Annotated in this window: 21 protein-coding genes; 7 read left to right on the top strand and 14 right to left on the bottom strand. The window is 64.3% G+C overall.

Annotated elements, in window-relative coordinates:
- The first annotated feature begins 36 nt into the window (after nucleotides 1–36).
- The 4 genes from NHH88_19365 to NHH88_19350 all read left to right on the top strand — a co-directional run bounded on the left by NHH88_19365 (nucleotide 37) and on the right by NHH88_19350 (nucleotide 4,121).
- On the top strand, nucleotides 37–426 hold the full coding sequence (locus tag NHH88_19365) for an OsmC family protein (protein USX11856.1): 390 nt from the start codon (nucleotides 37–39) through the stop codon (nucleotides 424–426).
- Nucleotides 427–578: 152 nt separating this feature from the next.
- Complete coding sequence (locus NHH88_19360; GenBank protein USX11855.1) at nucleotides 579–1,004, top strand: hypothetical protein; 426 nt, start codon at nucleotides 579–581, stop codon at nucleotides 1,002–1,004.
- The gene (locus NHH88_19355; protein USX11854.1) at nucleotides 994–2,337 is read left to right on the top strand and encodes a peptidase; all 1,344 of its coding nucleotides are present in this window, start codon (nucleotides 994–996) and stop codon (nucleotides 2,335–2,337) included. The genes NHH88_19360 and NHH88_19355 overlap by 11 nt, the downstream gene beginning before the upstream one ends.
- Nucleotides 2,338–2,534: 197 nt before the next feature.
- The gene (locus NHH88_19350) at nucleotides 2,535–4,121 is read left to right on the top strand and encodes an ATP-dependent DNA helicase (protein ID USX11853.1); all 1,587 of its coding nucleotides are present in this window, start codon (nucleotides 2,535–2,537) and stop codon (nucleotides 4,119–4,121) included.
- Here NHH88_19350 and NHH88_19345 read toward each other — a convergent pair.
- The 10 genes from NHH88_19345 to hmpA all read right to left on the bottom strand — a co-directional run bounded on the left by NHH88_19345 (nucleotide 4,087) and on the right by hmpA (nucleotide 14,741).
- Nucleotides 4,087–5,253 carry an esterase-like activity of phytase family protein gene (locus tag NHH88_19345; GenBank protein ID USX11852.1) on the bottom strand — a complete coding sequence of 389 codons (1,167 nt, stop codon included), beginning with the start codon at nucleotides 5,251–5,253 and terminating at the stop codon, nucleotides 4,087–4,089. The genes NHH88_19350 and NHH88_19345 overlap by 35 nt on opposite strands.
- A gap of 47 nt (nucleotides 5,254–5,300) precedes the next feature.
- Nucleotides 5,301–6,794, bottom strand: a complete 1,494-nt coding sequence (locus NHH88_19340) for a DUF3526 domain-containing protein (GenBank protein ID USX11851.1) — start codon at nucleotides 6,792–6,794, stop codon at nucleotides 5,301–5,303.
- Nucleotides 6,791–8,302: a DUF3526 domain-containing protein gene (locus NHH88_19335; GenBank protein ID USX11850.1), complete on the bottom strand. Its 1,512-nt coding sequence runs from the start codon at nucleotides 8,300–8,302 to the stop codon at nucleotides 6,791–6,793. The genes NHH88_19340 and NHH88_19335 overlap by 4 nt, the downstream gene beginning before the upstream one ends.
- Nucleotides 8,250–8,954 carry an ABC transporter ATP-binding protein gene (locus NHH88_19330; GenBank protein ID USX11849.1) on the bottom strand — a complete coding sequence of 235 codons (705 nt, stop codon included), beginning with the start codon at nucleotides 8,952–8,954 and terminating at the stop codon, nucleotides 8,250–8,252. Before NHH88_19330 ends, NHH88_19335 begins: the two co-directional genes overlap by 53 nt.
- 13 nt (nucleotides 8,955–8,967) lie before the next feature.
- Nucleotides 8,968–10,236, bottom strand: coding sequence for a GTP-binding protein (locus tag NHH88_19325; GenBank protein USX11848.1), 1,269 nt, complete (start codon nucleotides 10,234–10,236; stop codon nucleotides 8,968–8,970).
- Nucleotides 10,237–10,367: 131 nt separating this feature from the next.
- A complete protein-coding gene (locus tag NHH88_19320) occupies nucleotides 10,368–10,799 on the bottom strand; it encodes a transcriptional repressor (protein ID USX11847.1) in 432 nt (143 codons plus the stop codon).
- A gap of 60 nt (nucleotides 10,800–10,859) precedes the next feature.
- Nucleotides 10,860–11,600 (bottom strand): ATP-binding cassette domain-containing protein, encoded by a 741-nt coding sequence (locus NHH88_19315; protein USX11846.1) that lies wholly within the window; start codon nucleotides 11,598–11,600, stop codon nucleotides 10,860–10,862.
- Nucleotides 11,597–12,460: an ABC transporter permease gene (locus NHH88_19310; GenBank protein ID USX11845.1), complete on the bottom strand. Its 864-nt coding sequence runs from the start codon at nucleotides 12,458–12,460 to the stop codon at nucleotides 11,597–11,599. Before NHH88_19310 ends, NHH88_19315 begins: the two co-directional genes overlap by 4 nt.
- Nucleotides 12,461–12,473: 13 nt before the next feature.
- Nucleotides 12,474–13,466, bottom strand: coding sequence for an aliphatic sulfonate ABC transporter substrate-binding protein (locus tag NHH88_19305; protein USX11844.1), 993 nt, complete (start codon nucleotides 13,464–13,466; stop codon nucleotides 12,474–12,476).
- Between the two features lie 93 nt (nucleotides 13,467–13,559).
- Complete coding sequence (gene hmpA, locus NHH88_19300) at nucleotides 13,560–14,741, bottom strand: NO-inducible flavohemoprotein (GenBank protein ID USX11843.1); 1,182 nt, start codon at nucleotides 14,739–14,741, stop codon at nucleotides 13,560–13,562.
- A gap of 203 nt (nucleotides 14,742–14,944) precedes the next feature.
- On the opposite strand from hmpA, the gene NHH88_19295 reads away from it, so the two are divergent.
- Nucleotides 14,945–16,990: a TonB-dependent siderophore receptor gene (locus NHH88_19295; protein USX17381.1), complete on the top strand. Its 2,046-nt coding sequence runs from the start codon at nucleotides 14,945–14,947 to the stop codon at nucleotides 16,988–16,990.
- A gap of 44 nt (nucleotides 16,991–17,034) precedes the next feature.
- Here the strand turns inward: NHH88_19295 and NHH88_19290 are convergent, their stop codons facing one another.
- A complete protein-coding gene (locus NHH88_19290) occupies nucleotides 17,035–17,889 on the bottom strand; it encodes a transposase (protein ID USX11842.1) in 855 nt (284 codons plus the stop codon).
- A 417-nt stretch (nucleotides 17,890–18,306) separates the two neighbouring features.
- Between NHH88_19290 and NHH88_19285 the strand changes: the two genes are divergently transcribed.
- Nucleotides 18,307–19,080, top strand: coding sequence for a Crp/Fnr family transcriptional regulator (locus tag NHH88_19285; protein USX11841.1), 774 nt, complete (start codon nucleotides 18,307–18,309; stop codon nucleotides 19,078–19,080).
- A 10-nt stretch (nucleotides 19,081–19,090) separates the two neighbouring features.
- On the opposite strand, the gene NHH88_19280 is transcribed toward NHH88_19285, so the two are convergent.
- Complete coding sequence (locus NHH88_19280) at nucleotides 19,091–19,318, bottom strand: hypothetical protein (protein USX11840.1); 228 nt, start codon at nucleotides 19,316–19,318, stop codon at nucleotides 19,091–19,093.
- Nucleotides 19,319–19,523: 205 nt separating this feature from the next.
- On the opposite strand from NHH88_19280, the gene NHH88_19275 reads away from it, so the two are divergent.
- Nucleotides 19,524–20,972 (top strand): SulP family inorganic anion transporter, encoded by a 1,449-nt coding sequence (locus NHH88_19275; protein USX11839.1) that lies wholly within the window; start codon nucleotides 19,524–19,526, stop codon nucleotides 20,970–20,972.
- 112 nt (nucleotides 20,973–21,084) lie between these two features.
- On the opposite strand, the gene NHH88_19270 is transcribed toward NHH88_19275, so the two are convergent.
- Complete coding sequence (locus NHH88_19270) at nucleotides 21,085–22,524, bottom strand: catalase (GenBank protein USX11838.1); 1,440 nt, start codon at nucleotides 22,522–22,524, stop codon at nucleotides 21,085–21,087.
- 149 nt (nucleotides 22,525–22,673) lie between these two features.
- Nucleotides 22,674–23,204 carry a peptidoglycan-associated lipoprotein Pal gene (gene pal / locus NHH88_19265; protein USX11837.1) on the bottom strand — a complete coding sequence of 177 codons (531 nt, stop codon included), beginning with the start codon at nucleotides 23,202–23,204 and terminating at the stop codon, nucleotides 22,674–22,676.
- Between the last annotated feature and the right edge of the window lie 76 nt (nucleotides 23,205–23,280).

Below are 23,280 nucleotides of genomic sequence, written 5' to 3'. Positions count from 1 at the left end.
GGCCGGCGCGATAAAATGGCGGCAAGGAGAATGACCATGGCACAAGGCGTCGCGCGCATCGGCAGGGATATTTATAAGACATCGATCGAGGTCGGCGGCCACGCGCTGACCGGCGACGAGCCGCCGCGCAACGGCGGCGCCAACGCCGGGCCGGCGCCGTACGATTTCATCCTCGCCGGGCTCGGGTCGTGCACCGCGATCACCTTGCGCATGTACGCCGACCGCAAGCAGTGGCCGATGGAGGCCGTCGATGTGGCGCTGCACCTGGCGCCGGCCGGCGACGGCGCCTTGCTGATCAAGCGCGTGCTGACTTTCCACGGCGCGCTCGACGCCGATCAAAAAGCCCGCATGGCGGAAATCGCCGAGAAGACGCCGGTGACGCTGACACTTAAAAGCGGCGTGCGCATCGATACCAGCGTCGGCTGACGGTCACGGCCCTCCATCCCGTGTTGAACTAGATCAGCAAATCCCGCCGGCCTGAATTGGAACCAAATCGAACTGTGCCTCGTCTAACTGAGGCAAGTTGAACCATATCCATGGTTTTTGTTCGATTCGATGTTCTGACCAAAGGGCTTGATATGAACCTGACTAAACTTCTGGCGGGACTGCTAGGCGTCGCCGCCAGTTGCAGCGCCTCCGCCTCGCCGCCCGCCGCCAACGGCGTCATGGAATTTCCCAACGTAAGTGTTGTCGCGCAGCCGACGCCGGTCGATCGCGCGGCGGCGCCACCGCGCGCCGGCATGATGGGATACAAGGACCCGGCCACCGGCAAGCTGACCGGGCCGACGGCCCAGCAGGCGGCCGCGCTGACCGCGCCGCCCACGGGCGCCGCCACCACCGGCGCCGCCTCCAAACCCGCGCTGACGCGGCCGCCACACGGCGGCGTCGCCGTGATGCTCGAGGAGCGCCACGAGCGCTATGCCCTGGCGCGCAAGGATGCCGCCGGCAACGTCACCGAGTCGTGCGAACCGGACAGCAAGCTGGGGGAGCATCATGAAAAATAAACTGATCGCCATCTGCGGCGCGCTCGCCATGCTGTGCTCGGCCGGCAGCTGGGCCGCCGCCACCATCGCCATCGTCAACGGCGATCCGGCCGGCGTCGGCTTCAACGACCCCACGCCGGTGGCGCCGGTGGGCGGCAACACCGGCACCACCCTGGGTGCGCAGCGCATCAATGCTTTCCAGAAGGCAGCGAGCATCTGGGGCGCGACGCTCGACAGCAGCGTGCCGATCCGCGTGCTGGCGACGTGGGAGGCCTTGCCCTGCAACGACACCGGCGCCGTGCTCGGGTCCGCCGGCGCCTTGCAGGTGTTCGCCAACTTTCCCGGCGCGCCGCAGGCCAACGCCTGGTACGGCGAAGCCGAGACCAACAAGCTGGTCGGCTTCGATGCCGATCCCGACCTGCCCGAGATCCGCGCCCGCTTCAACGTCAATCTGGGCGAGCCGGGCTGCTTCACCGGCTCGCCGTTCTACCTGGGACTGGACAACAACCACGGGCCGCTGACGGATCTGGTGGCCGTGCTGCTGCACGAGTTCGCGCACGGCCTGGGCTTCCAGACCTACACCGACGACGCCACCGGCGAGCTGCTGGCCGGCATCCCCAGCATCTGGGATTATTTCCTTTTGGATACCGCGACCAACAAGTTGTGGAAGGATATGACCGACGCCGAGCGCGCCGCGTCGGCCAGGCGCGCCGGCCGGCTGGTGTGGAACGGCCCCATCGTCACCGAGGCGGCACGGATCGTGTTGCGACCCGGCACGCCGTTGCTGACGGTCCTGTCGCCGTCGCGGGTGGCGGGCATCCGCCGGGTCGGGGTGGCCCAGTTCGGTCCTCCGCTCAGCAGTCCGGGTGTCACCGGCGAGGTGATGCCGGTCATCGATACGCCGCCCAACACCGGATTGGCGTGCGCGCCGTTGTCGGAGCCTAACGCCCGCGCCGTCCGGGGCAAGATCGCGCTGATCGACCGCGGCGAGTGCACGTTCGCCGAGAAGGTCAGGCATGTGCAGGACGCCGGGGCCATCGGCGCCATCATCGTCGATAACGCGCCGGGCACGCCGCCGCCGGACCTGGCCGGCGAAGATCCGTCCATCGTCATTCCTGCGGTGCGGATTGCGCTGGAGGACGGCACCGCGTTGAAGGAGGTGCTGGCCACGCGCTCGCGGACCAGTTCGGGCCTGTTCGTCAACCTCGGCGTCAACCTGGCGGTGCGCGCCGGGACCGATTCCGTCGGGCAGGGTGCTGATGTACGCGACCAATCCCAATCTGCCCGGATCGTCCGTGTCGCACTACGACATCAGCGCCATCCCCAACCAATTGATGGAGCCGTCGATCAATGACGACCTGTCGCACGAGGTCAAGCCGCCGCGCGATTTGACGTATCCACTGCTCAGGGACATAGGCTGGTAAGCGGGCGCGCCAACGCACCGCCAACGCACCACCCGGCCCAACACGCCCGGGCGGTGCGTTGGCGTACATACCAAGGTGGCGTCCTTGTCTACTCTTTCCCCAGTCCCGCTGAATAGAAAGAGTGTCCATGGCTGCCCCCAAGAACAAGCAAATCAACGACCTTCTGCGCAAGGTCTTTAGCATCGAAGCGCTGCGCGACGGCCAGCGCCACGTCATCGACAGCGTGCTGGCCGGCCAGGATACGCTGGCCGTCATGCCGACCGGCAGCGGCAAGTCGCTGTGCTACCAGCTGCCGGCGCGCCTGCTGAAGGGCGTGACGGTGGTGGTGTCGCCGCTGATTTCGCTGATGAAGGACCAGGCCGAGAAGCTGGAGGAGGCGGGTATCGCCAGCGCCGCGCAGATCAACAGCAGCCTGTCGCGCGGCGACGAGCTGGCCGCGCTGGAAGGCATCGAAAGCGCCGACAAGGACATCGTCTTCTGCACGCCGGAGCGGCTGGTGACGCCGGAGTTCCTGGCGCTGCTGAAGAATACCGAGATCGCGTTGATGGTCATCGACGAGGCGCACTGCATCTCGCAGTGGGGCCACGATTTCCGTCCTGCCTATCTGGAGATCGGCGCCGCGCTCAACGCGCTGGGCCGCCCATTGGTGCTGGCGCTGACCGCGACCGCCACCGACGGCGTGATCGCCGATATCCGCGCCCAATTGGGCAGGCCGCGCATGGCGGTCATCAACACCGGCATCTACCGCCCCAATCTGCATTACCGCGTGCGCCAGGTGACCAATCCGGGTGAAAAGGACGCGCAGGCGCTGCAACTGGTGCGCGAGACGGCCGGCGTGGGCATTATCTACGCCGCCACCGTCAAGGCGGCCGAGGAAATGCACGAGATGCTGCGCAACGCCGGCGAGAGCGTGACGCTCTACCACGGCAAGCTGAAAGCGGCCGAGCGCAGCGAAAACCAGAACCTGTTCATGAGCGGAGAGCGGCGCGTGATGGTGGCGACCAATGCCTTCGGCATGGGCATCGACAAGAGCGACACGCGCTTCGTCATCCACTTGCAGGTGCCCGCCAACCTGGAGGCCTACTATCAGGAGTCCGGCCGCGCCGGGCGCGATGGCCTGGATGCGGAGTGCACGCTGTTGTACTACCACGCGGACAAGCGCCTGCAGCAGTTCTTCCTGATCAAACACTATCCGTCGGCCGAGGAGCTGCGGGCGGTGTACGAGGCGGCGGTGGCGTCGGAACAGATGACCTTCACCGAGGCCGATCTGAAGCCGCGCCTGGAGCAGCTGCCCGCGAGCCAGTTGAAGATCTGCCTGAAGATGCTCAAGGACGGCAAGCTGCTGAAGCGGAACAGCAAACTGGCCTATCTGCTGGCGAAACAGCCGAAAGGTCCGCCCAAGATGGCGGAGTTCGAGCGCATGGCGCAAGTCTATGTCGACAAGCATGAGCGCGACCGCGAAGGGCTGGAGCAGATGGTTGGGTATGCGCAGAGCGGCTACTGCCGCTGGAAGCTGCTGCTGGATTACTTCGGCGACCTGTCGCCGGGCTTCGAGCGGTGCTGCAAGTGCGACAACTGCCTGTCGCCGCCGTCGATACAGGAAAGCGGGCCGCTGCTGGCGGCCGGCGCCGACCCCTCGCCGGCATCGCCATCGCCCGCGCTTTCGGCGCAGTTGAACGCTATGGGATCAGCTCAAACAGCAGCAGCTGCGTAACCTGGTCCTTGCCGAAGTTGTCGTCCGAAACCAGCACCAGGCTGGCGTGGCCGTTCGGCAGCACCGGACCCAGGGAGATGCCTTCCAGGTTGTCCACCCGTGGCAGCTTGAGCTCATTCACGTCCAGCACCAGGCGTTTTTTCAGCAGCGTGTAGGTGGCGCCGTTGAGCGTCGCCAGGTTCTGGATATCGCTGGCGCCGTCGGTGGTGATCTCGTAGATGCGGACGAAATCCTGGTAGGTGCCGTCGTCGGCCTGCACGCCGGAGCGCTCCATCACCAGAACACGGGTGTCGCTGAGGGCGAGGATTTCGGAGATGCCGTTGTCGGCGAACTTGCCTTTGCCTGGCGAGGCGGGAATCGCATCGAGCGGGTAGGCGTACTGCCCGAGCACCTTGCCGTCGCGCCCAAAGTGCGTGATGCGGTTGACGGCGCCGGTGCGCGGGTCCGGCAGCGCGCCATCCTGGATCATCGGTCCTTCCATCGACACCCACAGCGAATTGCCGTTAGGCGCGAGGCTCAAGCCCTCGAAGCTCTGGTTGTTGCGTGGTCCGGCCTTGCCGTCGGCGGGAACGTTGAACATCGCCGGCAACGGCAGTTCCGACAGGAACGTGCCATCGGCTTTGGCGTGGCGCACGAACGGAGGCAGGCCGGCGGGGACGTCGCCTTCACTGGTGTACCAGATGGTGCCGTCGCGCGGATCGACTCGGGCGGACTCGAAATCGGGCACCACGCCGCCGTGCCGCTTGAAGTTTTCCCGTGATGGATAGGCTTTGCCATCCGGTTGCAGCAGCGTGACGACGCTGGTCAGCTCGACGGACTTGAACGATTTGTCGTCGTACGCGAGCCGCGCGCGGTAGTAGCGCCCCGGGTTGTGCTCGGAGCGGTCGTCGGAGATCATCACCCAGTCGCCACGGGCGGCGTCGTAGTCGATGCCGGACAGGCCGCCCACCATCGTGCCCTGGAACTGCACCCGCCACGGCAGCCGCTGCTCGCCGATCAAACGCATCGACGAGACGGTGTCGGGCGCGGTTTTGGTCGCCGGCAGCTGGGCGCAGCCGCCCAGCGCCAGAAGCAGGGAGAGCGCGCCGGCGAGGTTGCGGCCGGACCGGTGCGATAAGTTCTTAGCCTTCATATTGTCTTGTGGTGAGCAGCAAACCCAGCAGTATAACGGAGCCGGTGCTACCCCCGCCGAATGCGCATCATCAGGCCGGCCGCGAGGGCCAGCAGCGCGGCGATCCACACCGGCAGCGCCGCCAGTTGCGGTGGTCCGTCCGGGGCCTGCGCCAACGCGGTGGAGGCGCTGAAGCGCGGTACCTGGTCGAAGTCGCGGAAGCCGTAGCCGCCAAGGCAGGTGGCGGGGCAGGGCTTGCGTTCGTCGCCCAGCGCCGCCAGCTGGATCGCGCGCTGGAAGTAGTCGCGCAGGCGCACCTGGTGGTGCTGCACCTCCGCCATGAATTGCCGATGGCGCTCACCATCGTTGCCGGCGATGCCCGACAGGGTTTGATACACCAAGGTCACAGGACTGAATATGATCGCCTGCTCGAACAGGGCTTGCTGGCGCATCCTTGCCAGTTCAAACTGGCGGTCGACGCCGGACATGATGCGCTCCAGTTCCTGCGCGCGCTGCAGCCGCGACACGCTGGACGAGACCTTGGAGAGCGGCGTGACGGACGGCTTCCATTCCGGGTGGCTGTCGTAGAAGCGCGCCAGGCTGCCCAGTTTATCGGCGTTGACCTGGTCGCCGGCGTCGCGCAGCGCCTGGACATAGCGTTCCCGCACCGGTACCGGCGCCCCCATCTGGATCGCGGCCGTCATCGCGCCCGGCAGCAGCACCGCCAGCATCAGCCACGCGCCGAAGCCGGCGAAAGCGGCTGTCATGCGGTTGCCGCACACGGCGCAAATGACGATGGTGACCGCCGCCCAGAACATCGAATACAGCAGCACCACGCCGGACCATGACGCCAGCGCCGCCATGCCGGCGCCATCGGCCGGGATGATGCCGGCGGCGAGCGACGCGATGCCGACGGCCAGCACCAGCACCAGGCTGGCGGCCAGCGCGCGCGCCGTCACTTGCGCCGCCAGCATGCGGCCCAGGCGCACACCTTGCAACTGCAAGGCGCGCAGGCGGTGGCTCTCGCGGTCCTGCGTCAGCACGGAGGTGCTTAGCGCGAGCAGAATCAGCGGCCACAGATAAACCACGAAGAACATCAGATCGAAACGGCCGACGGCCAGGCGACCAGGATGCTCGATCTCCAGCGCCGTGCGCGCCAGCTCCATCGATTCCGCGCGCACGCGGACGTAGGCGGGGAGCAGGTCGGCCTGGCCTATCGCCAGCGCGGCGCCGGGGACCTGCGGTTTGCCGGCGAAGCCGACGTGCGCGCGGAAGGCGTAGCCGCGCACGTCCACCGGTGTCTTGTACCATTGCTGCGACTTGAATTCGGGCGCCGCCGGATCGGCGAAATACCGCTTCGCCAAGGCGTTGGCCTCGGCGCGCGCGGTCACCTCCTGCGCGGCGGCGTCGGCCACCGCGCGCCGCTGGTCGCGCTCGAAGCGCGCGCCTTCGAACAGGCCGAATCCGGCCAGCGCCAGGGCGACCAGCACCAGGGCGATCGTGCCGCGCTCGCGCAACTGGCTGCGCAGGTCGTAGGCGATCAATATCAACATCTGTTTCATCGTAAGTTTCCGCTACGTAGATGGCGCAGGCCGGCGCCGCACAGCAGCAGGCTTGCGATGAAGAGGGCGAGCAGGGGCAGGCCCTGGCGCAGCGCCAGCGCCTTCAGGTCGAGCGCCTCGAAAGTGAATTTGAATGGCGGTATCCGGTCCCATAGCGCCTGGTCGCCGTCGTGACGCACGCCGTTTTGTTCCGGGTGATCGGTGATCGCCTGGTTCAACACCTCCTGCATGCGGCGCCGCTGGCGTTCCGCGCCGTCGATGAACTGCAGATGATGGTGGGTGTCGCTGCCCGCCGCCGCGCTGGACAAACCGGCCATCGCGACCGCCGGGGACAGCCACCCGGCCAACGATGCGGCGTCGCTTTGCCGCAGCATCGCGTCGAACAGGCGGCCGTAATGGTCGTCGAAAATACGGTCGCCGTGCTGTTCGCCGCGTTGCAGGCTGATGCCGGCCCAGTTGACCGGCAAGTCCTTGACGTCCTTGACGCCGTACTCCCGCAGCAGTTGCTGCTTGTCGCGTTCCGCCTGTTCGGGATCGTCCGGCATGCCGAGTTCCGCGTCCATGCCGGCGCGGAACTGCTGCATGGTCGGCAGCGGCGCCGCCATCCGCGACAGTTCCACCGCCGCGCGCGGAACCACCAGGGTGGTGGCGGCCCACAAGCCGATCAGCACCGCCAGGCTGGCGCGCAGCGTGGATGCGCGCGCCGACACGGCGGCGATCAAGGCTGCCCAGGTGCACAGGTAGACCAGATAGCCGGCGCCGAACAGCAAGGCGCGTGGCAAGCCGTCGCTGAACGGACTGCGCGCCTGCAAGGTCCATTCCAGCACGCCGACCGCGATACAGGCCGGCAGTACCAGCACCATCGCCAGGCAAAGCAGCACGGCGCCGCGCGCCAGCGCTAGTGCGCCCAGCGGCGCCGCGTTGATGCGCAGCGCTGCCAGCGTGCCGCGTTCGCGCTCCGCCGCAAACATGCCGAAGCCGAGGAAGATCATCGCCATCGGCGCCAGCACCTGCAGCACGAAGGCGGGGTTCAGCCGAAACTGGCGCGTTACGCCCGGTTCGTCGTTGGCCGGACGGTACACCAGTTCATTCTGTTTGTGCGCCTCCAGCCATACGCTGGCGCCGACGTAGTGCTCGATGCCGGGGTCCAGTGCCGCCAGCGCCGACAGCGGCTTGAAGACGTAGACGCCGTAGTGGGCCGCCGAATGCGGGTATTTTTTGCCCTGCTGCGACCAGCGCTGTTGCTCCGCCTGTTGGGCAATGGCGCGGCCTTCGAGCGTGGCGCGCAGCTCCATCGACGACAACAGCGCCGCGCAGGCGCCCAGCGCCAGGCCGACGCCGACCACCAGCCACACGCGCCAGTCGCGCCGGCGCTCGCGCCAGTCGGCCTGCCAGGCGCCGTGCAGCGCCCGCAGCCAGCGTTGGCGGTTTGACGGGGCATACCGCGCGTCCACTTCAGGCGCGGCCGGCGAGGATGCCAAGGTAGTTGCGTTCAAGTTCGCCTGCATTCAAATCTCCCAATTTCCATTCACCGGCCAGACGGCCCCCCACCAGCATGCCGCAGCGGTCCGCCAGCTCCTGCGCGCGAAAAAGATCGTGCGTCGCCATCAGCACGGCGGCGCCGTCGTCGGCCAGGCCCCGCACCAGTTCACCGAAGGTCACGCTGGCCTCCGGATCGAGGCCGGACGTGGGCTCGTCGAGCACCAGGACCTGCGCGCCCTTGGCCAGCGCCATGACGATGCCCACTTTTTGCCGCATGCCTTTCGAATAGCCGGAAGCCATGCGGTGCCACGCGTGCTCCGGCAGGCCGGCGCGTTCCAGCAGCGCTTCGATCTCCTCGCGGCGCGGCTTCCTGCCCAACAGGCGCATGAAGAATTCGACGTTCTCCACGCCGGTCAGGCGTTCATACAGCGCGACGTTTTCCGCGATGTAGGCCGCATGCTGGACCGCCGCGCGCGCCGGCGGCAGGCTGGAGCCGGCCAGGCGAATGCTGCCGGCGTCGGCGTCGACGAATCCCAGCAGGCAGCCGATGGTGGTGGATTTGCCGGCGCCGTTGGGGCCGAGCAGCGCGTAGATTTCGCCGCCCTGCACATGCAGGTCGAGGCCATCGACCACGGTTCTGCCTTCGTAGCTTTTGCTCAGCTTTTCGATGTGTATCATTCGTGTTCCATGGTCAGGCGTGTTCGGGTTCGGCTCGTTCTTCATCTTCCCGGCTCCAGTCCGGGAAGGGATCGCTGTAGCCGCGCCACGTGAGCATGCCGGCGGCGAATTCGACCTCGGTCAGCACGCAGGCGTTGAAGGCGGCTTCGATCGCCGCGCGGTCCATGCCGCTGCCGATGAATACCAGTTCGTTGAGGCGGTCGCCGTACGGCTCCTCCCAGACCGCCTCGATCGCCTGCCGGTCCGGATCGCCCGGGGAGGGCCATTGCGCCTTGTCGCTGGCGGCCCACCATTGGCCGACCGGTTCCACGGCGGCGATGCGGCCGGCGCGCGAATAGGCGACCGCCCAATCGGGCCGGCTGGCGAGCCAGATGTAGCCCTTGGCGCGGATCAGGCCGGGCAGCGCCTCGTCGAGGAAGCTGTTGAAACGGTCCGGATGCAGCGGTTTGCGGTGGCGCAGCACAAAGCTGTCGATGCCGTACTCTTCGGTCTCCGGCATGTGATCGCCGGCCAGCTCGCGCGCCCAGCCGGCCATCTGGCTGGCCTGCTCAAGGTCGAATTTGCCGGTGCCTAGTATCGTGTGCAGCGGAACGTTGCCTTTTTCCGCATGGACGATGGTGGCCGTTGGATTGAGCGCCTTGATGACGGCGCGCACCTCCGCCAGATGGGCGGGACTGACCAGGTCCGATTTGCTGACCACAATGACATTGGCGAATTCGATCTGCTCGGACAGCAGCGCCGCCAGTGTGCGGTCGTCGCCTTCGCCGGCGGTCTCGCCGCGCTGGGCCAGGAAGTCGGTGCTGTGATAGTCCTTCAGCAGGTTGAGGGCGTCGACCACCGTGACCATCGTATCGATGCGGGAGACGTGGTTCAGCGAGTCGCCGTTTTCATCCTCGAAATCGAAGGTGGCCGCCACCGGCATCGGTTCGCCGACGCCGGTCGACTCGATCAGCAGATAGTCGAAGCGGTTTTCGGCGGCCAGCTTGCGCACCTCCAGCAACAGGTCCTCACGCAGGGTGCAGCAGATGCAGCCGTTGCTCATCTCGACCATTTTTTCCTCGGTGCGGGACAGCGCGGCGCCGGCGTTTTCCGCGCCCTTGCGCAGCAGCGACGCATCGATATTCACCTCGCTCATGTCGTTGACGATCACGGCGACGCGCAAACCCTCCCGATTGGCCAGCACGTGGTTGAGCAGGGTGGTTTTGCCGGCGCCGAGGAAGCCGGAAAGGACGGTGACGGGCAGCCGGTAGTCCGGATGGGCGGCGGGGGAGATGGTAGACATGGGACGGCTCACTGAAAAAGGGCGCGGGCGCGCAGGATCGATTAATACAACTCATTAATGCAATTGAGTTGCATAATAAATCCGTTCGAAAGTTAATGCAACTATGTTGCGTTAACTATTTTGTCGTCTTGTTACTTTTTCGGAGCGCAGTGCGGGCAGGTGCCCTTGATCAGGAAGTCGATTTCCTGGCTTTGGAAGCCGTCCGGCAGTTTGATTTTGCGGGGCAGGGCGACATCGGTGAAGCACGTCACTTCCTCGCATTTGGTGCACTGGAAGTGCGCGTGTTCGTGCGAATGGTGGCCTGCGCCGGCGCTGAAACGCCAGACCTGGTCGGCACCGGCGATGCGGTGCACCAGTTCATTTTCGGTCAGCCATTCGAGCACGCGGTACAGCGTGACCGAATCGAGCGCCTCATCCGACAGGTGGTCCTGGATCTCGTGGTGGGTCAGGGATTTTCCCTGGCCCAGCAGGAAGTCGAGCACCGTCACGCGCTGCCGCGTGACGCGCGCGCCGGTGGCGCGTATCAGCGTTTCTGCCTGGTCTGTGGTGGAGGTTTGCATCATGAACGGGATTTTACCAGTTCTGACAGCGCGCCGCACATCCGGCGGAAGTAGACTTTTTGATCAGATGGCGTGCACCGCGTGCAGTCGATCGATAATCGACGACTTCAACGCGGCCAGCGCGACATCGCCGCGTCCGCGCGGTCGCGGGGGCGGCCGGAACTCCGTCACAGCCGGCGACCCCACGCCATCGAGCAGGATAATCCGGTCGCTCAGATACAGCGCCTCGTCGATATCGTGCGTCACCAGGAGCACCGTCAATTCGCGCTGGCGTGCCACCTTGAGCAGCAGATCCTGCAACTTCATGCGCGTGAAGGCGTCGACAGCGGAAAACGGTTCATCGAGCAGCAGCACCCTTGGATGGCTGAATAGCCCGCGCGCGATCGCGGCCCGTTGCGCCTGTCCGCCGGACAGCTGCTTGGGCAGCGACTGCGCTTGCTCTTGCAAGCCGACCTCCGTCAACAGGCGCGTGGAGAGCTTTTGGGCGGCGGCGTCGTTGTCGCTGTCGAAAGCGACGTTTTGCGCCACCGTCAGCCAGGGGAAAAGGCGCGGTTCCTGAAAAATGAAGCCGATATCGCGGTGCACGCCGTCGAGCGGTTGGCCGTGAAGCTTGATCTCTCCTCGAAAATCCCGATCCAGGCCGGAAGCGATCGACAGGAAGCTGCTTTTGCCGCAACCGCTGGCGCCGATCAGGCTGACCACTTCTCCCTGCCGCAGACCGATGCCGACATCGCGTAGCACCGTGCGGGCGCCATAGCGTTTCTCGGCGATGTGCAGATCCAGTGCGAGGTTCGCGTGCCTCATGCACCACCCGCGCTGGAAAAGCTGTCGCGCCAGGCCAGGCCGCGCCGTTCGATGACCGCCATCAGGCTATCGCTGATTTTCCCCAGTATCGCCAACAGCACGATCGCCGCCAGCACGATATCCGCGCGGCTGGTTTCACGGCCGTCGGACAGCAGGTAGCCCAGGCCCTTGCTGGCGGCGATCAGTTCGGCCGCCACCATGAACATCCACGCCAGGCTCAATCCGTTGCGCAGGCCCGTGAGGATGGACGGCATGGCGGCCGGCAGCAGCACCCGGCGCGTCAGCGCCACGCCGCCCAGGCGATACAGGCGCGCCACTTCGATCAGTTTGCGGTCCACGCCGCGTATGCCGGACGACACGCCCATATACACCGGGAAGAACGCGCCGATGGCGATCAGCACCACCTTGGGCGCCTCGTCGATGCCCAGCCACAGGAGCAGCAGCGGCACCCAGGCCAGCGAAGGAATGGCGCGCAGCGCCTGGAAGGTCGGATCCAGTATCGCTTCGGCGCGCCGGTTCAAGCCGACGGCGGCGCCCAGCAGCACCGCCAGCGCGGCACCGACACCGAAGCCGGCCGCCACGCGCAGGGTGCTGGCGCCGATATGGCCCAGCAGGCCGCGCGCGCCGAGATCGGCCAGCGTTTCCAGTATTTGCGTCGGGGCGGGCAGCAGATTGGATGGAATCCAGCCGGCGCGCGCGCCCACCTCCGCGCCGATCAACACCGTCGAAGGCAGCAGTAGCCCGAGCAGGCCATGCGGGAAGTGTCGCGGGCGCCGCGCGCGACGCGTGCGCGGGGAGGGCCCCGCAGCGGAACCATCAAAATCGGTTTGCGCACGCGCCGCTGCCAGTTCACTGCTCATCTCCAGTCAGCTCCTAAACGCGGACGATGAATGGTTGCGCGAAGCGTGTGTCGACCAGGTCGAGTATGGTGCGGTTCAGATCCGTGCCGCTCTTGACCAGCGCCTCGTCGCGCAGGATGGGCGCAGCCACCTGCAAGGCCTTCACATGCTCGCTGCCCGGCTGCGGATTGGTGAAATCCGTACGCAGCTTGATCTGCAATAGCGCCACCGGCAGCGACACCTTCGCTTCCTCCGACAGTATCTTGGCCGCGTCGGACGGGTTGGCTCTTATCCAGGCGCGCGCTTTCTCGTAGGCCTTGATCACGCGGCCTAGTTCCGCCGGATGCGCGGCCAGGAAGTCCTCCCGCACATTGAGAAAGCCATAGGTGTTGAAGGCGACGTTGCGGTAGATGAGGCGCGAACCGCTTTCCAGCTCGCTGGCTGCCATGTGCGGGTCCAAACCCGCCCACGCATCGACCTTGCCTTGTTCCAGCGCTGCCCGCCCGTCCGCGTGTTGCAAGCCGACGTGTTCGATATCGCTGCGTTTCAGTCCCGCCGTCTGCAAGGATCGCAGCAGGAACAGATAGGGATCGGTGCCTTTGGTGGCGGCGATCTTCTTACCTTTTATATCCGCCAGCGCGCGCACGGGCGAATCCTTGCGCACCACCAGCGCCGTCCACTCGGGACGGGAGAATATATAGGGTGTTTTGATGGGATTGCCGTTGGCCTTGGCCAGCAACGCGGCCAGGCCGGCGCTGGAGCCGATGTCGATGCTGTTCGCGTTCAGGTATTCGAGCGCGCGGTTGCTGCCGGCGCTGAGCACCCAGCGCACGCTGGTGCCGTCGGCCTTGAATTCATCTTCGAGCCAGCCGAAGCGGCGCAGCACCAGGCTGGCCGGCGAATAATAGGCGTAGTCCAGGCGCAGCTCCTTGAGCGGCGCGGCGCCGAACACCAACGGAGAGGTGCCACCAAGGGTGGCCAGAGCGGCGCCATTGGCCGCCAGCTTCAGTACAGTCCTGCGCTTCATGGTTTCCTTCGTATAGGCGAGATGCAAACAGTATTGCATCGGCGCCTTCCGTCGTACACGAAGATATCCGGCTTTACATATCCGGAAAACGCATCAGGCCAGCGCCTCGGCGGGGCCGAAGAACTCGTAGTGCGTCTGTGCCTGCGGCACGCCCAATTCCAGCAGATGCGATTTGACGGCCTTCATGAACGGCGTCGGTCCAAGGAAGTAGGCGTCGACGTCGCGCGTCGCCGGCAGCCATTCGCCGAGGCGCTGCCGATCCAGATAGCCGGTGGCGTGCGGCTGCGGGCCGGTATCGCTGGCGGTTTCGTAGCAGTAGAAGCGCTGAAGCTGCGGATATTCGCTCGCCAGGGCCTCAATCTGGTCACGGAAGGCGTGCACGCCGGCGTGGCGCGCGGCGTGGATGAAGTGGATGGCGCGGCCGGTTGACAGGGCGCTCGTCAGCATCGCCAGCGTCGGCGTGATGCCGACGCCGCCGCTGATCAGCACCAGTGGTTTGTCGCCGTCTTTCAGCACGAATTCGCCGGAGGGCGGGAACAGGTCGATGCTATCGCCGACGCTGACTCGATCGTGCAGGAAGTTCGACACCGCGCCACCCGCTTCGCGTTTGACGCTGATGCGGTAGTTGGCGCCATTGGCGGCCGCCGACAGCGAGTATTGGCGGCGCGCCTCCTCGCCGTCGATATTGACGGACATGCCGATGTACTGGCCCGGCTTATGGGCGACAACGGCGCGGCCGTCGACCGGTTCCAGCACGAAGGAGGTGATCTCGTCGCTTTCGGCCTTTTTGGAAGCGACCTTGAATGCGCGGGCGCCGCTCCAGCCGCCCGGCGCGCGGGCGTTTTCATCGTAGACGTTTTGTTCGGCGCCGGCCAGGATGTCGGCCAGTTGGCCGTAGGCGGCGGCCCAGGCGTCGATCACGGCGTCGGTCGCGGTTTCGGCGCCGAGCACTTCCCGAATCGCCTTGAGCAGCGAGGCGCCCACCAGCGGATAGTGTTCGCGCTGGATCTGCAGCGAGACGTGCTTGTTGACGATGGTCGAGACCAGCGGTCCGAGTTGTTCCAGACGATCGATATTGCGCGCATACATCAGCACCGCGTTGGCCAGCGCGCGCTGCTGGTTGCCGTCCTGCTGGTTGGCCTGGTTGAAAAACGGCTTCACCTGCGGGAAGTCGCGGAACAGCGTCAGGTAGAAATGGCGCGTCAACGCTTCGCCGCCTTGTTCCAGGATGGGTACGGTCGCGGTGATGATGGCTTTTTGTTCTGCGCTCAGCATGATGGTCTCTCGTTGTTTGGAAGTGGTGACATAAAGAAGTATAACGTATGCATCTTTAAAATGGTTGAGTCATTTTGTCCAAGAGGTCGCTAGTCGATGAGAATGAGAAGTGTTATCATCTTGCGCTTTAACGCAAACCACCCACCTCCATGTCCGATTTCGCCTTGTCCGCACCGCGCCTTGCGCATTTTCCCCTGACCGCGATGGCCGCCGCCATCTCCCTGCTGGTGGCGCCATCCGCGCTGCACGCCCAGGAGAGCGGGTCCGCCGCGACTATCGAATCGATCCAGGTGACGGGCAGCTGGCTGGGCTCGGGCTTGCAGAACAGCGTGAAGAACTTCCCCGGCGCGCGCACCGTCGTCGGCAAGGAGGAGATCGAGAATTCCGGCGCCCTGGACATCGGCGACGTGCTGCGCCGCATTCCGGGTGTGCAGGCGACCGACAATTCCGGCACGGCCGGCAGCGCCATTTCGCTCAATATCGGCGTGCGCGGGCTGACCGGACGCTACTCGCCGCGTTCGACCATCCTGCTCGACGGCATCCCGCTGGCGGTGGCGCCGTACGGCCAGCCGCAGCTGTCGTTCGCGCCGGTGAGCCTGAACAACATCGAATCGATCGACGTCGTGCGCGGCGGTGGGGCGGTGCGCTACGGCCCGCAGAACGTCGGCGGCATCATCAACTTCCGCAGCCGCGCGATTCCGGAGGGTCCTGGCATCAGCGGCGACGTCTCGGTGCGCTACAACGACTTCAGCGAAACCGGCCACAGCCGTCAGCACAGCGCCTTCGTCGGCAGCACGCTCGACAACGGCCTCGGCCTGGCGCTGATGTACTCGGGCATGGACGGCTCGGGCTGGCGCGTGGGCAGCGACGAAAAGGTCAACGACGTCGCGCTCAAGTTCCGCTACAAAATCGATCCGCAGAGCGAGGTGTACGGCAAGCTGACGTACTTCGACGTCAACTCGCGCACGCCAGGCGGCCTGACGGTGGCGCAATACAACGCCAACCCGTTCCAGAACACCCGTCCGACGGACTTCTGGAACGGCGACCGCAAGGGTGCGGACGTCGGCTACCTGAATACGTTGTCGGCCACGCAGGAGGTCGAGATTAAGGCCTACTACAACGAAAGCTTCCGCCAGAGCGCGCTGATCAACGCCGCCCGCACGCAGCTGACCTACCAGCCGCGCAACTACCAGGTGTTGGGCGTCGAGCCGCGCTATACGCAGCGCTTCGCCGTGTCCGGCATGACGCACGACGTCACGGTCGGCTACCGTTTCCTGCGCGAGCGGGGCGACGACAATAACTATGTCCAGAACGTCGCCACCGGCGTCAATGGCGCGACCGCGACCTTCGTCAACAGCACCGACGCGCACGCCGTGTATATCGACGACCGCATCGCGCTGGGGGCGTGGCGCATCACGCCGGGCGTGCGCTACGAGCGCATCCGTTCGGAGCGCGATGACATCGTCGGCCGCAACACCTTTGAATCGAACAACAACAAGGCGCTGCCATCGCTCAACGTCGCCTATTTGGTGAACAAGGCGCTGACGGTGTTCGCCAACTACACGACCTCGTTCGGACCGGTGCAGAACACGCAGCTGAACTCGCAGACGCCGTCCAATCCGCTCAAGCCCGAGCTGGCGAAGACCGCCGAAGTGGGCGCGCGCTGGAAAACCGGCGCCGTCAGCGCCGAACTGACGGCGTTCAAGCTCAAGTTCGACAACCAGATCATCCAGGTTCCGGGCATCACGCCGGCGACGTTCCAGAACATCGGCGCGACCGACCACGAGGGCATCGAAACGGCCGCCGACTACAGCTTCAGCGACGACAGCGCGCTGGCGGGGCTGAACGTCTACGCCAACTACACGTACACCAAGGCGATCCAGGAATCGGGCGCGACGTCGGGCATGGACGTGCCGTTCTACTCGCGCAACACCGACACGGTAGGCGCGCGCTACCGCATCGGCGCCTTCACGGCAAATTTGTCCAGCACACATCAAGGCAAGCAATACTCGGACGCCGCCAACACAGTGGCCGAGTCCGCCAATGGCGGAGTAGGGCAGATCCCCGGCTTCCGCCTGTGGAACGCGCAGCTGGGCTGGAAGCTACCGGGCAAGCCGGGTTACGAGGTGATGGCCGGCATCAACAACCTGTCGGACAAGCGCTACTACACGCGCAACGTCGACGGCAACGCCGGACGCATGGTCGGCGCCCCGCGCACCGCCTACCTCCAGCTGCGCGCAACGTATTAAAGCAACTCCGGGGTCAGGTCCTCCATTGCTACACGAACTCGGCTTTACCGGGTGTCCGGCGGCCGGGAGCGCCAGATTTTCACTGCGCGGCTCGCGGTTGTTCGTGACACCTTGAAGTGGCGCGCTATCTCGCTCATGGAGTAGGCATTGGTGGCGTAGGCGAACGCGATGGCCGTGTCGCGGTCGGCATATTGATTTTCATATGCTTGCAGTGATAGCGCCATCGTTCCGCGTTGGACGCGCGAGATGCCGCCCATTTCCTGCTGTGGGGAGGCCGTTTGGAACCGTTCGATAAACGCGTCGTCGCCAAGTAGCAGCTGATTCTTTACGCCAAATAAAGGATTCGTTGACCCAATGCCTTCGCGGACGAATTGCTTATATGCCTTGATGGCATCTGTCCGTTTGTCGCCGAATTTTTTCAAGATAAAGTTCGTGTCCAGCCAGGCAGGTGGGGGCAGGATTTCTTGGGTGAACATGTAGCTTGTCCATGGCCAGTCTGCTGGATCGGTAACCAGTTTGGCGCGCACGGGATTTAGAACGATATATCGCGCCAACTCGAGCAGATAGTTCTCCTTTTGTACCAAAATCGCCTTATATCGTCCTTGAAAAACATGTCCGACCAAGTCGTGGCGGCGGTTGAAATACTGCGAGTAAGTGCCATTCAGCTCACGCATGCCGGCCGACAGATTTCCGTCTACGGTTTCTAGCAGCAAGTGATAGTGATTCGTCATTTGGCAGAAAGCGTGCACCACATAGTTCGATTGCGCGCACACGTCGCCCAAGGTTTGGAGCCATACCGCGCGATCAGTGTCGTCCAGATAGATGTCCACTTTACGGTCACCTCGGGAGGTGATGTGGTAAAGCGCGCCAGCGTATTCGATTCTCAGGGGGCGGGTCATTCTGTGACGATAGCCAGTCACCGCGCATTACCTTTGCGACCGATCAGTTCCGGGGCGATTTCTGTTTGCAGACCGCGTAAACCCGCTGCACCGATGGGGCCGTGTAGCAATGGAGGACCTGACCCCGGGGTTGAACCCGGGCTACATTCGATTGCGCGCGACGTATTGATGAAACTGCGTAAAGCAATTCCGGCGATTCCACATCCTGTTTTTTGACCCGGATGTGCGGTGACCCGCTTTGCGTAGGACAAAGATGACATTTTGCAATGTTCACAGCCTACATAGGACTACAAGGTGGTCCTATACCGCAGAGTTACCCCCCTGGATATAGTGTCATCAACGGTGAGACACAAATAGCCCGCCGCGATCCACACGACATTATTCGAAGGATCAACACGATTTCCAGGGGTACAGACCATGAACGCATTTGACACCACCACCTCCGCAACCCGCTCCATCAACGTCGGCGCCGCTGCACAACCGATCAGCTTGATTGGTGCGCAACAGAACGATTTGCTGCGCGCCTTGTCGCGTGAGGATCTGCTGGCCTTGTTCAGCGATCTGGAATTGGTGGCGTTGCCGGCGGGTAAGCACCTGTTCGACTACGGCGACAAGGTCGAGTACACCTACTTCCCGACTAACGCGATCGTTTCGCTGCAGTACGTGATGGAAGACGGCGCGACCACCGAGATCGCCGTCGTTGGCCGCGAAGGCGTGGTCGGTGTTGCCCTCTACCCAACCGAGCGCGCCAGCTACTCGGCAGTTGTCGAAGCCGACGGCTACGGTTATCGTCTGCGCACTGAAGTGCTGCGTGAGGCGTTCTACGCCGGCGGCCCACTTGCCCAGCAATTGATGCGTTATACCAGCGCGATGTTCGCCCAACTGGCGCAGAGCGTGGCTGGTAGCCGTCACACCAGTATCGAGCAGAAGCTGTGCCGCTGGTTGCTGGAGCGTTTGGACCGTTCGATGACCAGCGAACTGAAGGTAACGCAGGAAATGATCGCCAACATGCTGGGCGTGCGCCGCGAGAGCGTCACGGGCGCGGCCGGCAAGCTGGCTGAAGAAGGTTTGATCATGTACCGCCGTGGTTGCGTGACGGTGCTGGATCGTGCTGGAATGGAACTGCGCGCGGGCAGCTGCTACCAAGCCAGCCGCAACAAGGCGGCGATGGTCGAGCAGCGCGCGGCGTAAAAAGAGGGAATTAGTGCAGGACGCGGGAGGCCGGCGGTGTCACGATGAAGCCGCTGAAATCCACCCGCGAAGCAGGACGGGCAGCCATGTTATCCAACTTGCGCTGCACCAACTTATGCCAGGCGCTGGCCCAACGGGCGGCCAGTTGCGATTCCTCGGCCGAACGCGCATACAGCGTCCGCTCCACGGCGATTTTCTGGCGGTTCAAGGCGCGGGTGGCAGAGGTCAGAGTAGTCATGGCGATATGTCGTGCAGGCAAGTGGTTGAGAAGTTCGCAAGGTTATTTTGCCGCGCTCGCCGCTTTTTGAATGTGCGCCAGTTCACCCATACCGATGAGAAAACGAACGCGGCCGTGTAAAATACGCGGATTGTTGCGTTTTTACGTCGCTCGCGGCTGATTTGTCGGCCCGCGTCGGCGCGTCCTTACCCCTTTTCTCTCCTCTATGTGGTCATCCAATTTTTCTAAAAACGCCTTAGCCGGTCTGACCACGTCCTTTGCTTTAGTTCCCGAGTGCATCGCTTTCGCGCTGGTTGCGCACCTCAATCCGCTGACCGGCCTGTACGGCGCCTTCTTTATTTGTACGCTGACGGCCATTTTCGGCGGCCGTCCCGGCATGATTTCGGGGGCCGCCGGCTCGATGGCGGTGGTGATTGTCGCCCTTGTGGCCCAGCATGGCTTGCAGTATTTCCTGGCGACGGTGGTACTTAGCGGCCTCATCATGCTATTGTTCGGGGTCCTCCGGATGGGCAAACTAGTCAGCATGGTGCCCCATCCGGTGATGCTCGGCTTCGTCAACGGCCTGGCCATCGTCATCGCCTGGTCGCAGCTGCAGCACTTCAAGGCCGATGGCCAATGGCTGCAGGGCGCTTCGCTAGTGTGGATGTGCGCGCTGGTGACGCTGACGATGTTGATCGTTTACTTACTTCCCCGCTTGACCAAGGCCGTGCCGCCGGCGCTGGTGGCGATCGTCGGCGTCGGCCTGTTGGCCGAGGGTTTGCATCTGCCGGCCCGCACCCTGGGCGACATGGCGCAAATCGCCGGCGGCCTGCCGGTGTTCCACATTCCCGAATTGCCGATGACGATGGAGACCTTAGGCATCGTGCTGCCGTACGCGTTGCTGATGGCGGTTGTGGGCCTGCTGGAGACGCTGCTGACCTTTAACCTGACCGACGAAATCACCGAAACGCGCGGCTTGCCGAACCGCGAGTGCGTGGCGCTGGGCGCGGCCAACGTGACCTCCGGCCTGTTCGGCGGCATGGGCGGCTGCGCGATGATCGGCCAGACCATGATCAACCTGAGTTCCGGCGGCCGCACGCGCGTCTCCGGCGCCGTCGCCGGCATCATGATTTTATTGTTTATACTGTTTTTGTCGCCGCTGATCGAGCGCATTCCGCTGGCGGCATTGGTCGGTGTGATGTTCGTGGTGGCGCAGCAGACCTTCGCGTGGGGTTCGCTGCGGGTGCTGGGCAAGGTGCCCAGGCATGACGCGCTGCTGATCGTCGTCGTCACCTGCATCACCGTGGCGACAGACCTGGCGGTGGCGGTGCTGTGCGGGATCGTGATCGCGGCGCTCAGCTTCGCCTGGCGCCATGCCCGCGAAATCCACGCCGACGTGGTGGAGGGCGCCGACGGCGTCAAACACTACACGCCGCACGGCACGCTGTTTTTCGCGTCCATCGCGCATTTCAACGATTTGTTCGAGCCGCAGGGCGATCCGCAACAGGTGGTGCTCGATTGCCGCTATCTGCGACTAGCCGACCACTCGGCGGTGGTCGCGGTGTCTACCCTCAGCGAGCGCTATGCCAAAGCCGGTAAGACGCTGCAGGTTCAACATCTGTCCAAACGTTGCGAACAGTTGCTGCTGCGGGCAGGGGTGACGGTCACCGCTTGACCCGCACGGCCAACCGGGGACGGACCCCACCGGGTCCGACCCCTAAGTGGTACGGAATGCGTATCGCTAATAGCATGTTGGGTTGCTTTGCGCTCCGCCTCCCACTTATCTTTTACTTCGCTTCCAGCGCGTTGATCGCCGCCATCACGCCCGCGCCGTAGGCCGGATCGGCTTGGGTGCAGTTGAAGATGTGGCGTTCCTGCACCGGCTTCGATACGCCGTGGATCGCGCGCGCCGTGTTCTCGAACAGCAGCCTTTTCTTCTCGTCCGTCAGCAACCGGAACAGGTTGCCGGGCTGCGAGTAGTAGTCGGTATCGACCCGGTGGTCCCAGTGCGCGGCGGCGCCTTCGAGCGACAGCGGCGGTTCGGCGAACTGCGGCTGCTGCAGCCATTCGCCACGGCTGTTCGGTTCATACGAGGTGCCGGCGCCGTGGTTGCCGTCGGTGCGCATGGCGCCGTCGCGGTGGTAGCTGTGGAACGGGCATTTCGGCGCGTTGACGGGAATCGCGTGGTGGTTGACGCCCAGGCGGTAGCGGGCCGCGTCGCCATACGAGAACAGGCGCGATTGCAGCATCTTGTCCGGCGAGAAGCTGACGCCGGGGACCACGTTGGCCGGCGAGAAGGCCGATTGCTCGACGTCCGCGAAGTAGTTCTCGGCGTTGCGGTTCAATTCCAGGATGCCGACGTCGATCAGCGGATAGTCCTTGTGCGGCCAGATCTTGGTCAGGTCGAACGGGTTGTATGGCACCTTGGACGCCTCTGCCTCCGGCATGATCTGCACCGCCAGCTTCCAGCGCGGGAAGTCGCCGTTTTCGATGGCGTCGAACAGGTCCCGCTGCGAGCTTTCACGGTCGTTGGCGACGACGGCCGCCGCCTCGGCGTCGCTGAAATTGGCGATGCCCTGCTGGCAGACGAAGTGGAACTTGACCCAGTAGCGCTCATTGGTCGGGCTGATGAAGCTGAAGGTGTGGCTGCCGAAACCGTGCATGTGGCGGTAGCCCTTGGGGATGCCGCGATCGCTCATGACGATGGTGATCTGGTGCAGCGCCTCCGGCAGCAGGGTCCAGAAATCCCAGTTGTTCTCGGCGCTGCGCAAGTTGGTCTTGGGGTCGCGCTTGACGACGTGGTTCAGGTCCGGGAACTTGAGCGGGTCGCGGAAGAAGAACACGGGCGTGTTGTTGCCGACCACGTCCCAGTTGCCTTGCTCGGTGTAGAACTTGACGGCGAAGCCGCGAATATCGCGTTCGGCGTCGGCCGCGCCGCGCTCGCCGGCGACGGTGGAAAAGCGCATGAATATGTCGGTCTTCTTGCCGATCTCGGAGAACAGCGCCGCGCGCGTGTACTTGCTGATGTCGTGGGTGACGGTGAAGGTGCCGAAGGCGCCCGAACCCTTGGCGTGCATGCGCCGCTCGGGGATGACCTCGCGCGCGAAGTGGGCCAGCTTTTCAAGGTGCCAGACATCCTGCAGCAGCACCGGGCCGTGCGGGCCGGCGGTCTGGGTGTTCTGGTTGTCGACGACCGGCGCGCCGGCGGCCGTGGTGAGGTTTTTCATGGAAGTCCTTCAGTGATTTGAAGTTGAATGGAAACTTCCAGCATAACCAACACGTTGCCTGCGCGCAGCTCTCTTTGGGGAGAGCCCAAAGCAAAAAAGCCCGGCTTTTCAGCCGGGCTTTTCATTGCACTACAGGTACCGCAAGCAAATTACTTGCTTGGGTAGGCCAAATCGGCGCGACGGTTCTGGGCGCGCGAGTCCGCGTCGGTGCCCGATGCTTTTGGCTTCTCTTTACCGAAGCTGACGGCTTCCATCTGGCTGTCTTTCACGCCTTGGGTTTTCAGGGCGGTGATGACGGCTTGGGCGCGCTTCTGGCCCAGGGCCAGGTTGTACTCGGCGCTGCCTTGGTCATCGGTGTTGCCTTCGACTTTGATCGACACGTTCGGGTTCGCGGCCAGGAATTTACCGTGGTCGGCGACAACGGCGTCGAACTCCGGCTTGACGGTGTACTTGTCGAAGTCGAAGTAGACGCTACGGTTTTTGTAGATCGAGCTGTTTGGGTCCAGGTACGCTGGCAGGGTGGCTGCTGCAGGAGCGGCCACTGGTGCTGCGGCAGGAGCTGGTGCCGGTGCCGGGGCTGGAGCAGGGGCTGGTGCCGGTGCTGGGGCTGGGGCAGGGGTCGAGCAGGCGCTCAGCAGGGCTACGGTGCAGGCTGCCAGCAGGGTGTTGATTTTTTTCATGGAAATACTCCCGAATTGTATTTTGTTATTGACACATTGGTGTAGTGAGGCTGTTCAGCCAGCCGCGAGCGACATT

The sequence above is a fragment of the Oxalobacteraceae bacterium OTU3CAMAD1 genome (assembly GCA_024123915.1).
Taxonomy (GTDB): Bacteria; Pseudomonadota; Gammaproteobacteria; order Burkholderiales; family Burkholderiaceae_D; genus Rugamonas.
Note: the sequence above shows the minus strand (reverse complement) of the source record. Positions and strands in the feature narration are given on the sequence as shown.

Bases quoted from the DNA above. Each gene is read 5' to 3' on its own strand.
- NHH88_19365 (USX11856.1), top strand. From the start codon at position 37: ATGGCACAAGGCGTCGCGCGCATCGGCAGGGATATTTATAAGACATCG.
- NHH88_19360 (USX11855.1), top strand. From the start codon at position 579: ATGAACCTGACTAAACTTCTGGCGGGACTGCTAGGCGTCGCCGCCAGT.
- NHH88_19355 (USX11854.1), top strand. From the start codon at position 994: ATGAAAAATAAACTGATCGCCATCTGCGGCGCGCTCGCCATGCTGTGC.
- NHH88_19350 (USX11853.1), top strand. From the start codon at position 2,535: ATGGCTGCCCCCAAGAACAAGCAAATCAACGACCTTCTGCGCAAGGTC.
- NHH88_19345 (USX11852.1), bottom strand. From the start codon at position 5,253: ATGAAGGCTAAGAACTTATCGCACCGGTCCGGCCGCAACCTCGCCGGC.
- NHH88_19340 (USX11851.1), bottom strand. From the start codon at position 6,794: ATGAAACAGATGTTGATATTGATCGCCTACGACCTGCGCAGCCAGTTG.
- NHH88_19335 (USX11850.1), bottom strand. From the start codon at position 8,302: ATGCAGGCGAACTTGAACGCAACTACCTTGGCATCCTCGCCGGCCGCG.
- NHH88_19330 (USX11849.1), bottom strand. From the start codon at position 8,954: ATGATACACATCGAAAAGCTGAGCAAAAGCTACGAAGGCAGAACCGTG.
- NHH88_19325 (USX11848.1), bottom strand. From the start codon at position 10,236: ATGTCTACCATCTCCCCCGCCGCCCATCCGGACTACCGGCTGCCCGTC.
- NHH88_19320 (USX11847.1), bottom strand. From the start codon at position 10,799: ATGATGCAAACCTCCACCACAGACCAGGCAGAAACGCTGATACGCGCC.
- NHH88_19315 (USX11846.1), bottom strand. From the start codon at position 11,600: ATGAGGCACGCGAACCTCGCACTGGATCTGCACATCGCCGAGAAACGC.
- NHH88_19310 (USX11845.1), bottom strand. From the start codon at position 12,460: ATGAGCAGTGAACTGGCAGCGGCGCGTGCGCAAACCGATTTTGATGGT.
- NHH88_19305 (USX11844.1), bottom strand. From the start codon at position 13,466: ATGAAGCGCAGGACTGTACTGAAGCTGGCGGCCAATGGCGCCGCTCTG.
- hmpA (USX11843.1), bottom strand. From the start codon at position 14,741: ATGCTGAGCGCAGAACAAAAAGCCATCATCACCGCGACCGTACCCATC.
- NHH88_19295 (USX17381.1), top strand. From the start codon at position 14,945: ATGGCCGCCGCCATCTCCCTGCTGGTGGCGCCATCCGCGCTGCACGCC.
- NHH88_19290 (USX11842.1), bottom strand. From the start codon at position 17,889: ATGACCCGCCCCCTGAGAATCGAATACGCTGGCGCGCTTTACCACATC.
- NHH88_19285 (USX11841.1), top strand. From the start codon at position 18,307: ATGAACGCATTTGACACCACCACCTCCGCAACCCGCTCCATCAACGTC.
- NHH88_19280 (USX11840.1), bottom strand. From the start codon at position 19,318: ATGACTACTCTGACCTCTGCCACCCGCGCCTTGAACCGCCAGAAAATC.
- NHH88_19275 (USX11839.1), top strand. From the start codon at position 19,524: ATGTGGTCATCCAATTTTTCTAAAAACGCCTTAGCCGGTCTGACCACG.
- NHH88_19270 (USX11838.1), bottom strand. From the start codon at position 22,524: ATGAAAAACCTCACCACGGCCGCCGGCGCGCCGGTCGTCGACAACCAG.
- pal (USX11837.1), bottom strand. From the start codon at position 23,204: ATGAAAAAAATCAACACCCTGCTGGCAGCCTGCACCGTAGCCCTGCTG.